Genomic DNA, 14,733 nt, shown 5'->3' on the forward strand with positions numbered 1-14,733 from the left:
GTGGAAATCCGATCTGCAACCGGGGTCTGACGGGGGGGTTAAGAAAGTTTCGTGGCTCCCCCCTGCCAGCGAGCATCCAATAGCCACATTCACCCGTAGAGTGTGAGCGTTCCAGGACAAGAAGTTGATGCGAAATTCCGTCTTCCTCCCCTCAGGCCAGCCGGCCCAGAGGCCAGCTTCGGCCGAGACTCTCGCGCTGCGCGCCGTGCATCGCGCGGTGTCCGATCTGCGGCGCGGCACCCCCGTCATCATCGAGGGGGACGGTGCCGGGTTGCTGGTGGCTGCGGCTGAAACCGTGGGCGCGCAAGGGCTTGCGGAGATCATGGCGCTGGCCAGCGCGGCCCCGTTGCTGTTGCTCTCGCCGGTTCGGGCCTCGTCCATCCTGCAACGCCCGGTGCCGCTGAACGCGCCGGATGAGGGCGCGGTGGCGCTGCGCCTGCCGGCCGGGCTGACGGGGCCCGAGCGGCTGCGCGCCTTCGCCGACCCGACGGCCGAACTCCTGCTCGGTCCCGAGGGAGCCACGGCGGGGGGTACCACGGCGGGGGGAGCCGCGCTGGAGCGCGCCCCGCTGCCGCATCTCGCCCCTGCCGCGCTGTCCCTGGCCAAGCTCGGGCGGTTGCTGCCGGCCCTGGTGGCGGCGCCCATCATGCCGGGCCACGCCGCCGAGGGGCTGCTGCGCGTGAGTGCGGCCGACCTGCTGGCCTATCCGGCATCCATCGCCACCTCCCTTCGCCGCGTCGGTGAGGCGCGGGTGCCGCTGGAGGATGCGCCGGAGACGCGCATCATCGCCTTCCGCGCCGCCGATGGCGGCATCGAGCATTTGGCGATGCTGGTGGGCGACCCGGAGGCGGTGCTGGCGCAAGGCGGAACGCCGCTGGCGCGGCTGCATTCCGAATGCTTCACGGGCGATCTGCTCGGCTCGCTGCGCTGCGATTGCGGGCCGCAGCTCAAGGGCGCGCTGCGCCGCATGGCCGAGGATGGCTCCGGCATCCTGCTGTATCTCGCGCAGGAGGGGCGCGGCATCGGCCTCGTGAACAAGCTGCGCGCCTATACGCTGCAGGATCAGGGGCTGGACACGCTCGATGCCAATCGCGCGCTGGGCTATGGTGCCGATGAGCGGAATTTCCTGGTGGCCGCCACCATGCTGCGCCTGCTGGGCGTGCCGCGGGTGCGGCTGCTCACCAACAACCCCGACAAGATCGCCGGCCTCGCGGCCTGCGGGGTCGAGATCGTGACGCGCGAGCAGCATGCCTATGCCGGCAATGGCGTGAATGACCGCTACCTGGCCACCAAGGCCGAGCGCTTTGGGCATATGCTGGAGGAGTGACGCTCCCTCCGGCCGAGAGGCCATCATCGCCGCGCCGCCCTGCGCCCCGGGCGAAGGCCGTGCCCTTCAATGCGCGGCCAGGAAGTCCAGCACCGCGCGGTTGAACGCCTCCGGGTTGTCCAGATTCAGATTATGCGTGGCGTGCGGGATGGTGACGCGCCGGGTATCCGCCAGAACGCCCTCCAGCGCATCCAGGATGGTGGCGAATTGCGGCTGGCTGCTGTCCCCGCCCAGCAGCAGGCTGGGGGCGCGCACGGCCTCGGCGGCAGCGCGGGAATAGGGTGCGCGGCGCTCATCCTTCTGCCCGAGCAGGGTCCGCGCATTGTCGCGCGAGATAACCCGCCGCTCCTCGGGGCGGCGTTCCCAGGCGCCCGGGCCGCCGGTATGCGCGGCAAAGAGGGTGAGCCCGGCCTCGGCCTCGCCAGCGGCGATCAGCGCGGCGGCCGCGGCGAAGACGCCCGCCTGCTCGCCGCTGGCCGGCGCGCCGCCCAGGGTCTCATCCAGTTCGCCACCCGGCTCCGCCAGGATGAGGGCGCGGATCAGTTCGGGATGGCGCTCGGCCACGCGAAAGGCGATATGCCCGCCCCTGGAATGGCCGAGCAGCCGCACCGGGCCGCCCAGGCTCCGGATGAAGCCCGCCACATCCGCCACATGCCGGGCGATGGTGAAGTCACCACCCTCCTCCCATTGGCCTGGCCAGCAATGCCGCATGCTCAGGGCCATGACGTGGTAGTGCGCGCCGAAGGCTTCCATCTGCGGCGCGAAGCTGCGCTGATCGCCCAGCGTGCCATGCACCAGCAGCAGGGGCTCGCCCGCCCCGGCTTCGGCATAGGCGATGGGATAGCCATCAACGATCAGGCTGGGCATGGCGGCAACTCCTGGCGCGGCATCGGCTTCCATCGGGTGGCGGCGATAGCGCGGCGAAACAAGGGGCGATGGCGTCCGCGAGTGCGGCGCGCCGGGCCATCCTGGCGGCTCAGGCGCCGGCTGCCAATCTCCCGACGGGGTGGGGCGGCCTCAGCCGCGACGGGGCGGTTCCCGGCTCAGCCCCTTGAGGGCGAGCGCTTGTTCATATTCCGCCCAGCGCTGCGCATATTCGCGCCCCAGCCGGTGCAGCACCTCCCAGGAGAAAATGCCGCTGTCATGCAGGTCATCAAAGGCGATGCGCACCGCGTAATGGCCAACCGGCTCGATCCGCATGATCCCCACATGGCGCCGCCCGGCCACGATCACCTTCTGGCCCGGCCCATGGCCCTGCACCTCCGCCGAGGGGGATTCGACGCGCAGATACTCCGCCGGCAGGCTGAAGCGGCTGCCATCATCGAAGGCGATATCCAGCAGCTTCTCGGCCGAACGATAGCGCAGCTCGGTGACGGTGATGCCGCGGCCCTGGCTGGCGTGCCGCGTTTCCGTCATGCCGCGCGCTGGCGGCCCATGCCGCCGCCAAAGGGCGCTTGCGCCATGGCGCGCTTCAACGGATCACCGGGACGGATCCGAGCCGCCAAGGACGCGGGGCGGCAGCAAGGCAGTGCGCGCCGGATGGGCCCTTGCGAAGCGGACACGGCCTAATCCAGCTTGCGAGCCTGGTCGGGCAGCATGATGGGGATCCCATCGCGCACGGGATAAGCGAGGCCGGCGGCATCGCTGATCAGCTCGCCCTTCTCGCGGTCATAGCGCAAGGGCTGCTTGGTCACCGGGCAGACCAGGATCTCCAGCAGCTGCGGGTCCACGCCAGGCGGCACCGGGGCGGAGGGGGACGCGGCAGGCGTATTCGGCGTTTCGGTCATGGTGTTTTCTAGCTCGGCCGCCCCCCGGGCGGAAGCTCCCCATCGCCATGCGCTTCCATGCGCAGCAGCGCGATGAGGCTGTCGGCGCGGTCCTTCAGCGTCGGCGCTTCCAGCAGCGCCTGCTTTTCCGGCACGCCGAAGGGGCAGACCATGGCGAGCGTCGTCACCAGCGAAGGCGCCGCCATCTCCTCGATCGCCTCCCAATTGGCATCAATGCCCTTGGCCGCGAAATAGGGGCGCAGCGCCTCCAGGATGGCCGCCCGGCGGACCTGCTCGGGCGAGGGCGGCTCGAAATCATCGGCGAAGGGCGTGTAGTCGGCGATCACCCGGCGATAGCCGCGGCGCAGCGGCAATTCCTCCACCACGCGAAAGCGGGTGACGCCGGTCAGCGTGATCAGCAGCCGCCCATCCTCGGTCTCCGCGAAGGAGGAGAGACGGCCGAGGCAGCCCACCTGGAAGATGCTGCTGCCGCGCTCGCCACGCGGCTGGGTCGGGTCGCCCTGGATCATGCCGAACATGCGGCCATGCGCCAGGCTGTCCAGCGTCATCGCCATGTAGCGCGGCTCGAAGATGTTGAGCGGCAGCTTGCCGCCGGGCAACAGCAAGGCGCCGGCCAGCGGGAAGATGGCGATCTCGGCCGGTAGCTGCTCTGGGCCCGGTTGGAAGGGGTCCATGCTCACCGGAACAGGAGGGCCGAGAGGCTGCGCCGCGCCTTCTGCGCCACGGGATCGCTGAAGCCCCAGGCCTCGAAGAATTTCAGCAGCTGCTTGCGCGCGGCTTCCTCATTCCAGGCGCGGTCCCGCTTGATGGCCTCCAGCAGGGCCTCGGCCGCCTCGGCCCGCTGGTCCATGCTGTTGAGCGCCACGGCGAGTTCGATGCGCGCCGCGTGATCATCCGGATCGGCGGCGAGGCGCTGTTCGAAGGCGCCGAGTTGGGATTGCGCGGCGCGCCCGGCCTCGGCCAGCTCGATCTGCGCGCGGACGGCGCTGATCTCGGCATGGGCCTTGAGCTTGTCGCTCAGGCTGTCGAGCATCTCCTTGGCCTGCTCCTCCTCATCCAGCGCGAGGAGGCAGCGGGCGAGGCCGGCCAGCGCCTCGGCATTCTCGGGCTCCTGCTGGCCGAGGGCGGCGTAGATCTCCAGCGCGCCCGTCGCGTCACCCGCGTCCAGCAGGGTCTTCGCCTCGGCCAGAAGCTCGGCCGAGGGCATCTGGCCACCGGCCGCCTTCAGCAGGGTTTCGACGAATTTCTTGAGTTCGCTCTCGGGCAGCGCGCCCTGGAACAGATCCGCGATCTGGCCCTGCCAGAAGGCCGCCACCGTGGGGACGGATTGCAGCGGCAGGCCCATCTGGGTGAGCTGCTGGACCAGCTGCTTGTTCTGGTCGATGTCGATCTTGACCAGCCGCACGCGGCCGCCGGCGGCGCGCACCACCTTTTCCAGCACCGGCGTCAGCGTCTTGCAGGGGCCGCACCAGGTGGCCCAGAAATCCACCAGGACCGGAACCTCGCGCGAGGCTTCCACGACATCCTTCATGAATGTCCGCTGGTCGCCATCCATCACCGGGTCGGGGCCGGCGGAATGGGGTTTGTTCGGGTCGAAAATCACTTCCATGGGGATCGGTCCTGGCGAGGGCTACAGATGTTGCGGAGAGGGCATAAGACAAGCCAAGGAAAATGTCTCGCGCCTCCATCGCTTGCTCAATCGGCCAGGGGCAGCACCACGACCTCATGCCCAAGGCCGCGCAGGAAACGCAGCAAATCCAACGGCCGGATGCCGGTCGAGGCGGTGTTGACCAGCGGATGGAACCAGATGAGCCCGTCACTTTCCGCCAGGGCAGCATCCAGCGCCACGCGCACCTCGCCCGGCCGCGCATTCACCAGGCCGAAGGGAGTGACGCTGCCCGGTGTCACGCCGAGCACCGCCAGCAGGGTGTCCGCATCGGCCATGCTCACCTTGCCCCAGCCCGCGGCCCGGGCCAGCGCATTGACGCTGACCCGCCGCCCCTCCTCCAGCACGGCGAGGCAGGCTTGGCCGGTCTTTGCCTCGCGCAGGAAGAGGTTCTTGGAATGCCCGCCCGGCAATTCGCCGCGCAGGGCCTGGGATTCGGCCACGGTGAAGACGGCCGCATGCTGCACGGTACGGGTTTCGATCCCGGCCGCGGCCAGGCGGGCGAGCAGCCCCTCTGGAGCCTCCATCAATCCAGCTTGATGTTGTTGGCGCGCACCACGCGGCCCCAGCTTTCCGTCTCGGCCGCCAGCCATTGCCGGAAGGGCGCGGGGCCCATGGCGCGGATCTCGGCCCCGAGATCGGCCATGCGGCGGGCCACATCGGGCAGGGCGAGCGCGGCGCGAAACGCCTCATCCAGCCGGGCGATGATGGGGGCGGGCGTGGCGCCCTGCACCAGCACACCCTGCCAGGTGCCGGATTCCTGGGCCGGCCAGCCCAGCTCCGCGAAGGTCGGCAGATCCGGAAAATCGGCCAGGCGCCGAGGGCCGGAGACGGCGATGCCGCGCAGCCGGCCATCCTTGGCGAAGGGGGCCGTGGCGGTCGCGCCATTGATGATGAGCTGTGCCTCGCCGCCCGTCACCGCCGCCAGCGCCGCCGCCCCGCCGCGATAGGGGACCTGGGTGAGATCGGCGCCCCAGTGCTGCGTCAGCATCAGCGCCGTCAGGTGGTTGGCGGCGCCCACACCCGAATGCGCGACATTCAGGCTATTGGGCGCCCGGCGGGCGAGTGCCACCAGCTCGGCCGCATTCGCCGCCGGCACGGAGGGGTGAACCGCCAGGATATAGGGCGCGTAGATCAGCAGGTTGACGGGCGCCAGGTCCCGCTGCGCGTCGAAGGGCAGGCGGCTGAACAGCGCGGGGGCCGTGGCCAGCACGCCGGTGTCGATCAGCAGCAGCGTCTGGCCATCCGGGGCGCTGCGGGCCACCAGCTCGGCGCCCAGATTGCCGGCCGCGCCACTGCGATTCTCGACCACCACATTCTGCCCGAGCAGGCGGGTCAGCTCGGGCGCCAGGATGCGGCCCAGGATGTCGCTGGTTCCACCGGGCGCGAAGGGCACCACCAGGCGGAAGGGCCGGTCGAAGGATGGCGCCTGCGCGCGGGCCGAGCCGGCAAGGGCAGGTATCGCAAGGGACGGCGCGGCCAAGGCGCTGAGGGCGATAAGCTGACGACGTTGCATGATGTTTCCCCGGTTTTTTCCATCATGGACCAGGGTCAGGGCCGGCCGCTACCCCAGGCGGCCCGCCTCGCGCATCGCGGCAATCACCTCCGCCGCCAGATCCGCCGCGCTGCGGCCATCCGTGTGCAGATGCATCTCCGGCGCCTCGGGCACCTCATAGGGGCTGCTGACGCCGGTGAAGTTGGTGATCAGCCCGGCATCCGCCTTGGCATAGAGCCCCTTGGGGTCCCGCTTGCGGCATTCTTCGATAGGCGTATCCACGAAGACCTCCAGGAATTCCCCGGCTTCGAGCAATTCCCGGACCATCCGCCGCTCCGCCCGGAAGGGCGAGATGAAGGAGCAGAGGACGATCAGCCCCGCATCGGCCATCAGCTTCGCCACCTCCCCCACCCGGCGGATATTCTCCACCCGGTCGGCCGCGGTGAAGCCGAGGTCGCGGTTGAGGCCGTGGCGCAGATTGTCGCCATCCAGCGTGTAGGTGTGCCGCCCCATGCGGTGCAATTCCATCTCCACCAGATTGGCGATGGTGGACTTGCCCGAGCCCGAAAGCCCGGTGAACCAGACGACGGTCGGCTTCTGGTGATCGAGCCCGGCACGGGCCAGCTTGTCCACTTCGAAGGCTTCATGGTGGATGTTGGTGGCGCGGCGGAGGGCGAAATCAATCGTGCCCGCCCCCACCGTGCGGTTGGTGAAGCGGTCCACCAGGATGAAGCTGCCGGTGGCCCGGTTCTCGGCATAGGCGTCAAACGCCACGGCCTTGCCGAGCGAAAGGTTGCACACGCCGATCTCGTTGGCTTCAAGCTTGCGGGCCGCGATCTCCTGTAATTCCTCGACATCGAGCCGGTGCTTGATGGCGCTGACCGAGGCGGGGATCCAGTTGTGGCCGATCCGCATCAGATAGCCGCGCCCGGGCAGCAGCGGCTCATCATCCATCCAGATCAGGTGGGCGGCGAATTGATCGGCCACCACGGGCCGCGCCTCCGGCGTCACCAGCACATCGCCGCGGGCGATATCGATTTCATCCGCGAGCACCAGCGTGATGGCCTCGCCCGGGCCGGCCTCCTCCTGCGGGCCATCCGGGCCGAGAATGCCCGTGACGGTGCTGGCCTTGCCCGAGGTGGCGACCACGACGGGCGCCCCCATTGCGATGCGGCCCGAGGCGATAGTGCCAGAAAAGCCCCGGAAATCGAGGTTGGGGCGGTTCACCCATTGCACCGGCAGGCGGAAGGGCAGGCCGACCGCCTGGCCCTCGACTTCCACGCGCTCCAGATGCTCCAGCAGGCAGGGGCCGGAATACCAGGGCATGCGGTCCGAGCGCAGCGTGACATTGTCGCCGAAGCGGGCCGAAACGGGGATCGCCATGATCTCCATCGGCGCCAGGTGCCCCGCGAAATCGCGGAAATCATGCACGATCTCGTCAAAGACCCGCTGGCTGAATTCCATCAGGTCAATCTTGTTCACCGCCAGCACGATCTGCCGGATGCCCAGCAGCGCGCAGATGGTGGCGTGGCGCCGCGTCTGCGTGAGCAGCCCCTTGCGCGCATCCACCAGGATAATGGCGAGGTCGCAGTTCGAGGCGCCGGTGGCCATGTTGCGGGTGTACTGCACGTGGCCCGGCGTATCGGCCACGATGAAGCTGCGCGCGGGTGTGGCGAAGAAGCGGTAGGCGACATCGATGGTGATGCCCTGCTGGCGCTCGGCTTCCAGCCCATCCACCAGCAGCGCGAGGTCCACATCCTCGCCCGTCGTGCCGTGCTTGCGGCTGTCCTTGGTGAGGGCCGCCAGCGTGTCTTCCATGATGAGCTGGCAATCATGCAGCAGCCGGCCGATCAGCGTGGACTTGCCATCATCCACGGAGCCGCAGGTCAGAAAGCGCAGCAGGCCGCGCGAGGCGGGGGTCTGGGTGTCCATCAGAAATACCCCTCGCGCTTCTTTCTTTCCGTCATGCCGGAGGCATGCCAGCAAAGTTCGGACAGGCGATGCGCGTGGTTCATCAGAAATACCCCTCGCGCTTTTTGCGTTCCATCGAGGCGTCCTGGTCATTGTCGATCAGCCGGCCCTGGCGCTCGCTGGTGCGGGCCGAGCGCATTTCGGCGATGACTTCGGCCGGCGTCGTGGCGCGGCTTTCATGGGCACCGGTGAGTGGCCAGTCACCCATGGTGCGGAAGCGCACCCACATCATCTCGATGCTCTCGCCCCCGGCCAGCGGCATGCGCTCGTCATCGCGCATGATCAGCGCACCCTTGCGGCGCAGCATGGGGCGCTCGGCCGCGTAATAGAGCGGGACGATGTCGATGCCCTCATGGGCGATGTATTCCCAGACGTCGAATTCGGTCCAGTTGGAGATGGGGAACACCCGCATCTCCTCACCGTCGGCGATGCGCGTGTTGTAGAGGTTCCAGAGTTCCGGCCGCTGGCCGCGCGGCTCCCAGACATGGCCACGGGCGCGGTGGCTGAAGACGCGTTCCTTCGCGCGGCTTTTCTCCTCGTCGCGCCGCGCACCGCCGATGGCGGCGTCGAAGCCATGCGAATCCAGCGCCTGCTTCAGCGCCTCGGTGCCCATGACGGACATGTGCGTCGTGCTGTCATGCGTCACCGGGTTGATGCCGCGGGCCAGACCCTCGGGGTTGGTGTGCACGATGAGGGGCAGGCCAAGCTCGGCCATGCGCCGGTCCCGGAAATCCAGCATCGCGCGGAAATCCCAGCCGGTGGCGATGTGCAGCAGTGAAAAGGGTGGGCGGCCTGGCGCGAAGGCCTTCATCGCCATGTGCAGCACCACCGTGCTGTCCTTGCCGATGGAATAGAGCAGCACCGGGTTCCGGAAGCTGGCCGCCACCTCGCGCAGGATGCCAATCGCCTCGGCCTCCAGTCGCCGAAGATGGGCCGGAAGGGGGCCGGATCTGGACATGGGGCGCTTCTGCCTTGCAGGACGTTGGAACGGGCTGTCCTTCGGGAGTAAAGCCAAGCAACCATGTCTGCAAGCGCGCTGGGGCCATGCTTGTGATCCTGGCGCGGGCTGGTTTAACCTGAGACGTCAGTCAAGGGAAAATAATGCCAGCGGCCTCCAGGATCGTCAGCATCAACGAGGTCGCGCATGCGCCCGTGGTGACCAGCCGCTTCTCCAAGGCCGTGTCCGAGGAGCATCAGCCGTTTTTCGGCGGCCGTTCCGTGCTGGCCGCAGCTGACCTGCGTGCCCCCCTGCAGCCCGTGATCGGCCCCAGCATCACCGAGCCTGGCCTGGCCGAGCGCTGGCGCAGTTATGATCGCGGGTATCGCGCGGATGCGCGCATCTCGCGCTTCTGGACGACCGATCTGGAGGAAGCAACGGTGCTGCCGCCCTTTGGCATCGTCGCGGTCGGCAACCGGCTGGTGCGGGACACCATCCGCACCGGGGACATGCTGAAAGCCAGCTTCCCCGGCCTCGACCCCGAGATTTTCCGCATGGCGATGCAATCGGCCGAGGCGGAAATCCCGGCAGCCCTCCCCTCGCCGGTTCGTCGGGTTCCCGGGCACAGCTTCCTGCTCGGCTTCGGGGTTTTCGAGAATTACTTCAACTGGACGCTGCGCTACGCCTCCCGCGTGGCGATGTTCCAGACCATGCCATCCTCCTGCCGGCTCGCGGTCCCTGCCCCGCGCAAAGCCTATGTGAACGACACGCTGGAATTCATGGGCGTCCCCCAGGACCGGATCGAGCCGCTGGACGGCCCCGTCGTGTTCGAGAAGCTGACCCTCATGTCGGCCTTTGCCTTTGGCCGCTATGAGATCTCGCCCCTCATCACCACGACCCTCAGGGAGCATCCCCGGGTCACGGAGCTCTGGCGCCGGCCCAAGCGGCCGCTCTTCATCCCGCGCCGCAATGTCGCGATGCGGCAGGTGGTGAACCAGGAAGCGGTCGAAGCCGCGCTGAAGGCGCTGGGCTTCGACATCTTCGACAATGCCGAAAAGCCGATCCGCGAGCAGGTGCGCGCCTTCCGCAACGCTTCCATCGTCGTCGCGCCGCATGGGGCCGGGCTCGCGAATATCGTCTATTGCGACCCGGGCACCCCGGTCATCGAGGTGATCCCGGAAGGCTACGACCAGGGCGTCACCTCCTATCGCAGCCTGGCGGACCTGTTCGGGCTTCCCTACACGCAGCTTTTCGCCCGGGAAGCCGCGCCGGATCGCAAGGGGAACCGCTGCAATGCGAGCATCGAGCTGGATATCGCGGAACTGACCGGGCTGCTGCGCGGACTGCTTGGGTAGGGCGCCGGCGGATCAGCCCGGGCTGATCCTGGAGTGCTGCCCGCCCCCTGGGGCCCTCATCTTTCGGGCATGACAAGGCGCTGGAAGCGATCCGCCTCATGGGCGGCAAGCCTCCTTCCCAGCCCGGCGGCGCCTTATTCCGGACGGAGCGGCCGCGTCATCAGCGCCGCCAGCGCGCCCTGCACATCCAGCCGGCCTTGCAGCATGGCCACCACCGCCGCGCAGATCGGCAATTCCACCCCGGCCGCCCGGGCGCGTTCCAGCAGGGCCGGCGCCGTGGCAATGCCCTCGGTCACGCCGGCACGCCCGGCCAGCGCCTGCGCCAGGCCCATCCCCCGCCCCAGCGCAAAGCCGAGCGAGGCATTCCGGCTGGAAGACCCCATCGCCGTCAGGATCAGGTCGCCCAGGCCGGAAAGCCCGGCCGCCGTCTCCGGCTTGCCCCCCAACCCCGTGACCAGGCGGGAGAGCTCCGCCAGCCCGCGCGTGATCAGCGCCGCCCGCGCATTCTCCCCCAGCCCCGCCCCGGTCGAGATGCCGGCGGCGATGGCGAGCACGTTCTTCGCAGCACCCCCCAGCTGCACGCCCAGCACATCCTCGCTCGCGTAGAGCCGCAGCGCGCCGCCGGAGAGCATGGCCTGCGCCAGTTCGCACAGGGCCGGATCACGTGCCGCGACGACGCTGGCCGCCGGCAATCCGGCCGCCACCTCATGCGCGAAATTCGGCCCGGAGAGGATGCCCCCCGCCAGATCGGGCCGTGCCTCGGCCAGCACTTCCAGCGGCAGGCGCAGCGTATCCGCCTCCAGCCCCTTGCAGACCAGCAGCAGCGGCGGCAGCCCGCGGGGCATGGCGGCCAACACCTCCCGCAGCGGCTGCATGGGAATCGCCAGAATGCCGAGGCCCGCCGCCGCGGGCGCCAGGTCATGCGTCACGCGCAGGCCATCGGGGAAGGCGGCGCCCGGCAGCAGGCGCGTATTCACGCGCGCCCGCTGCATCTCGGCCGCACGCCCGGCATCGCGCGCCCAGAGCGTTACCCCATGGCCGAGCCGTGCGGCGTGAATGGCCAGCGCCGTGCCCCAGGCGCCGGCGCCATAGATGATGACCTCACTCATCGGCGATCCGTGTCAGCGCCCATCCGGCACCTGCCTCCCAGGACAATGCATCGCGCAGCGCCTGCAGTATGGGCGGGGCGGCGGCTTCGAAGCCATAGGGCGCATTCACCACGATCAGACCGCAGCCATTCAGCCGGGCCGCATCAAGCGGTTCGCGCAGATGCAATTCCGCCGCCTGGATATCCCGCACGCCGGATTCCGCCAACGCGGTATGAAAGGCGCGCACCGGGGCGCGGCCCTTGATCGGGTACCAGGCCGCCTGCACCAGACCGCGCGCGCGGCGCGAGACCTCGGCGATGGCGGCGGCCAGCCGCTCATATTCGCCGGGCTGCTCGAAGGGCGGGTCCATCAGCACCAGGCCGCGCTTTTCCGGAAAGGGTGTCAGGGCGCGCACCGCCTCGAAGGCATCGCGCCGATGGACGGCCACGCGGGCATCGCGGCGGAACAGGGCGCGCAGGCTCGCGTGATCCGCCTCATGCAGTTCGACCAGGGCCAGCCGGTCCTGCGGGCGGAGCATGGCGGCGGCCAGCGCGGGGGAGCCAGGATAACCGCCATCGGCGCGGACCACGGCCAGATACTCGGCCAGCGGGCCCTCGGTGATAGCGGTGAGCCGGCCGATGCCGGATTGCCATTCGCCGGTGCGCTGCGCCTCGTCGCTCGCCAGGTCATAGCGGCCGATGCCGGCATGGGTGTCGAGTACGCGGAAGGGGGCTTCCTTGCGAGTAAGGGCGCGGAGGAGCCAGACGAGGAGGGCGTGCTTCATGCAATCGGCGAAATTGCCGGCGTGAAAGGCGTGGCGGTAATTCATTGAGGGGCGCCGCCCCTCAAACTCCCTGGCAAGAACCTCAGGTTCTTGCATCTCCGAACACATCCGGGTGCAGGGAACCGGTTCCCTGCTGGGGGAGCACGAGGGGGCAAAGCCCCCTCGTCACACGCGAAGTGTCGCGCCATGCGCAAATTCTTGCCCGAGCAGCGCCGCGATGGCGGCTCCCACCTCCGCCGGCTGGCGCAGCTTCGCCGGGTCCTCGCCCGGAAAGGCCGCGGCGCGGAGATTGGTGGCCACCGGCCCCGGATCCACCAGCGCCACGCGCAGCGGCGTCAGCCCGACCTCGGTCGCCCAGCATTGCACCAGATGTGCCTGCGCCGCCTTGGCGGTGCTGTAGAGGCTCCAATAGGCGGTCGGCTCGGCTGCGTGCGAGTCGTGCAGGAAGATAGCCCGGCCGGCGGGGGCGGCGCGCAGCGGCGGGTCGCAGGCGCGGATCAGGCGATAGGCGGCGGTGGCGTTGACGGCCAGGCTTTCGCTCCAGTCACGCGGCGGGATATGCGCGGCCGGCGTCAGCTTCGCCAGCAGCCCCGCCGCATGCACCAGGATATCCAGCCGTCCGAAGCGCTCGACGAGCGAGGGGCCGAGCATGTCCAGCTGATCCGCCGCCTTGATGAGGTCGAGCGGCAGGAGTGTCGCGCTGCCACCGCCCGCGCGGATCAGATCATCGGTCTCCTCAAGGCCTCCCTGGCTGCGCGCCGTGAGCACGACATGCACGCCGGCCGCTGCCAGGGCCAGGGCCGTGGCGCGCCCGATGCCGCGCGATGCCCCGGTGACAAGTGCAACCTGACCTTTCACGCGCCAGCCTTGAGCAGGCTGCCGCGCTGTTCGGCATTGTCCGTCCGGTCGGTCAGCGGGATGGCGTAGTCGCCGGTGAAGCAGGCGTCGCAATAGGCAGGGGCCGCCGGGTCGCGCCCCTGGCGACCCAGCGCGCGATAAAGGCCGTCAATCGAAATGAAGGCCAGGCTGTCCACGCCGATCAGCTTGGCCATGGCGACGAGGTCATGCTGGGCGGCCAGCAATTCGCTGCGCTCGGGCGTATCGATCCCGTAGAAGCAGGAATTGACGGTGGGCGGTGAGGAGATGCGCATATGCACCTCGGCCGCCCCGGCATGGCGCACCATTTCCACGATCTTCTTGGAGGTGGTGCCGCGGACGATGCTGTCATCCACCAGGATGACGCGCTTGCCCTCCAGCATGGCGCGGTTGGCGCTGTGCTTGAGCTTCACGCCCAGATGGCGGATCTGGTCGGTCGGCTCGATGAAGGTGCGGCCGACATAATGGTTGCGGATGATGCCCAGCTCAAACGGAATGCCGGCCTGCACGGCATAGCCCATGGCGGCGGGCACGCCGCTATCGGGCACGGGCACCACCACATCGGCCTCGACATGGCTTTCGCGCGCGAGTTCGGCGCCGATGCGCTTGCGGGTCTCATAGACGGGCGTGCCCTCGACCACCGAGTCCGGCCGGGCGAAATAGATGTATTCGAAGATGCAGAAGCGGTTTTCCGCCTTGGGAAAGGGCTTCACCGAACGGATGCCGCTGTCATCGATGATGACGATCTCGCCCGGGTCAATGTCGCGCACGAATTCGGCGCTGACGATATCCAGCGCGCAGGTCTCGCTGGCCAGCACCCAGCCATCATTCAGCCGGCCCAGCACCAGAGGGCGCACACCCAAGGGGTCGCGCGCGCCGATCAGCGCGCCATTGTGGAGTGCCACCAGGGAGTAGGCGCCTTGCACCTGCTTCAGCGCGTCAATCAGCCGGTCCAGCACGGTGGAATAGAGGCTGATGGCGATGAGGTGGACAAAGACCTCGGAATCCGTGGTGGATTGGAACAGGCAGCCGCGCCGCACCAGGGCACGCTTCAGCACGCCGGCATTGGTGAGGTTGCCGTTATGGCCGACGGCGAAGCCGCCGAACTCGAAATCGGCAAACAGCGGCTGCACATTGCGCAGCGCCGTCTCGCCCGTGGTGGCGTAGCGGTTATGGCCGATGGCGGCGCGGCCGGGCAGGCCGGACATCACCTTGGCATCGCCAAAGATATCGCCGACCAGGCCAAGGCCCTTGTGGGAATGGAACATCCCCGCATCATCGAGGGTGACGATGCCCGAAGCCTCCTGCCCGCGATGCTGCAAGGCATGCAGGCCCAGCGCCGTCAGTGCCGCCGCATCCTTGTGCCGCCAGATGCCGAAGACGCCGCATTCCTCGTGGAACTTGTCGTCATCATCGCCTTGGGGGGGAAGGGGCATGGCAGGGACCT

15 protein-coding genes are annotated in these 14,733 nt (G+C 68.8%); 2 read left to right on the top strand and 13 right to left on the bottom strand.

Annotated elements, in window-relative coordinates; genetic code table 11:
* Window positions 1-127 precede the first annotated feature (127 nt).
* On the top strand, window positions 128-1,327 hold the full coding sequence (ribA, locus tag LHU95_RS20760; RefSeq protein ID WP_248708862.1) for a GTP cyclohydrolase II: 1,200 nt from the start codon (window positions 128-130) through the stop codon (window positions 1,325-1,327).
* A 66-nt stretch (window positions 1,328-1,393) separates the two neighbouring features.
* Here the strand turns inward: ribA and LHU95_RS20765 are convergent, their stop codons facing one another.
* The 9 genes from LHU95_RS20765 to cysD form a co-directional block, all read right to left on the bottom strand.
* Complete coding sequence (locus LHU95_RS20765) at window positions 1,394-2,194, bottom strand: alpha/beta hydrolase (RefSeq protein ID WP_248708863.1); 801 nt, start codon at window positions 2,192-2,194, stop codon at window positions 1,394-1,396.
* Between the two features lie 150 nt (window positions 2,195-2,344).
* Complete coding sequence (locus tag LHU95_RS20770) at window positions 2,345-2,743, bottom strand: DUF971 domain-containing protein (protein ID WP_248708864.1); 399 nt, start codon at window positions 2,741-2,743, stop codon at window positions 2,345-2,347.
* A 149-nt stretch (window positions 2,744-2,892) separates the two neighbouring features.
* A complete protein-coding gene (locus LHU95_RS20775; protein ID WP_248708865.1) occupies window positions 2,893-3,114 on the bottom strand; it encodes a Trm112 family protein in 222 nt (73 codons plus the stop codon).
* An 8-nt stretch (window positions 3,115-3,122) separates the two neighbouring features.
* A complete protein-coding gene (locus LHU95_RS20780) occupies window positions 3,123-3,788 on the bottom strand; it encodes an LON peptidase substrate-binding domain-containing protein (RefSeq protein ID WP_248708866.1) in 666 nt (221 codons plus the stop codon).
* 2 nt (window positions 3,789-3,790) lie between these two features.
* The gene (locus tag LHU95_RS20785; RefSeq protein ID WP_248708867.1) at window positions 3,791-4,723 is read right to left on the bottom strand and encodes a tetratricopeptide repeat protein; all 933 of its coding nucleotides are present in this window, start codon (window positions 4,721-4,723) and stop codon (window positions 3,791-3,793) included.
* An 86-nt stretch (window positions 4,724-4,809) separates the two neighbouring features.
* On the bottom strand, window positions 4,810-5,307 hold the full coding sequence (locus LHU95_RS20790) for a prolyl-tRNA synthetase associated domain-containing protein (RefSeq protein WP_248708868.1): 498 nt from the start codon (window positions 5,305-5,307) through the stop codon (window positions 4,810-4,812).
* Entirely contained in the window at window positions 5,307-6,296 is a 990-nt protein-coding gene (locus tag LHU95_RS20795; protein WP_248708869.1) for a tripartite tricarboxylate transporter substrate-binding protein, read from the bottom strand. The genes LHU95_RS20790 and LHU95_RS20795 overlap by 1 nt, the downstream gene beginning before the upstream one ends.
* Window positions 6,297-6,344: 48 nt before the next feature.
* Entirely contained in the window at window positions 6,345-8,207 is a 1,863-nt protein-coding gene (gene cysN, locus LHU95_RS20800; protein ID WP_248708870.1) for a sulfate adenylyltransferase subunit CysN, read from the bottom strand.
* An 82-nt stretch (window positions 8,208-8,289) separates the two neighbouring features.
* Window positions 8,290-9,204 (bottom strand): sulfate adenylyltransferase subunit CysD, encoded by a 915-nt coding sequence (gene cysD, locus LHU95_RS20805; RefSeq protein ID WP_248708871.1) that lies wholly within the window; start codon window positions 9,202-9,204, stop codon window positions 8,290-8,292.
* Between the two features lie 143 nt (window positions 9,205-9,347).
* Here cysD and LHU95_RS20810 point away from each other — a divergent pair, with 143 nt between their 5' ends.
* Window positions 9,348-10,538, top strand: coding sequence for a glycosyltransferase family 61 protein (locus LHU95_RS20810; protein WP_248708872.1), 1,191 nt, complete (start codon window positions 9,348-9,350; stop codon window positions 10,536-10,538).
* A gap of 134 nt (window positions 10,539-10,672) precedes the next feature.
* On the opposite strand, the gene LHU95_RS20815 is transcribed toward LHU95_RS20810, so the two are convergent.
* The 4 genes from LHU95_RS20815 to purF all read right to left on the bottom strand — a co-directional run bounded on the left by LHU95_RS20815 (window position 10,673) and on the right by purF (window position 14,722).
* Window positions 10,673-11,647, bottom strand: coding sequence for an NAD(P)H-dependent glycerol-3-phosphate dehydrogenase (locus LHU95_RS20815; RefSeq protein WP_248708873.1), 975 nt, complete (start codon window positions 11,645-11,647; stop codon window positions 10,673-10,675).
* Entirely contained in the window at window positions 11,640-12,455 is an 816-nt protein-coding gene (rlmJ, locus tag LHU95_RS20820; protein WP_248708874.1) for a 23S rRNA (adenine(2030)-N(6))-methyltransferase RlmJ, read from the bottom strand. The genes LHU95_RS20815 and rlmJ overlap by 8 nt, the downstream gene beginning before the upstream one ends.
* Window positions 12,456-12,575: 120 nt before the next feature.
* The gene (locus tag LHU95_RS20825; protein WP_248708875.1) at window positions 12,576-13,268 is read right to left on the bottom strand and encodes an SDR family NAD(P)-dependent oxidoreductase; all 693 of its coding nucleotides are present in this window, start codon (window positions 13,266-13,268) and stop codon (window positions 12,576-12,578) included.
* On the bottom strand, window positions 13,265-14,722 hold the full coding sequence (gene purF, locus LHU95_RS20830; protein WP_248708876.1) for an amidophosphoribosyltransferase: 1,458 nt from the start codon (window positions 14,720-14,722) through the stop codon (window positions 13,265-13,267). The genes LHU95_RS20825 and purF overlap by 4 nt, the downstream gene beginning before the upstream one ends.
* Window positions 14,723-14,733 lie beyond the last annotated feature (11 nt).

Origin of the sequence: Sediminicoccus sp. KRV36, from assembly GCF_023243115.1 — a bacterium.
GTDB lineage: Bacteria > Pseudomonadota > Alphaproteobacteria > Acetobacterales > Acetobacteraceae > Roseococcus.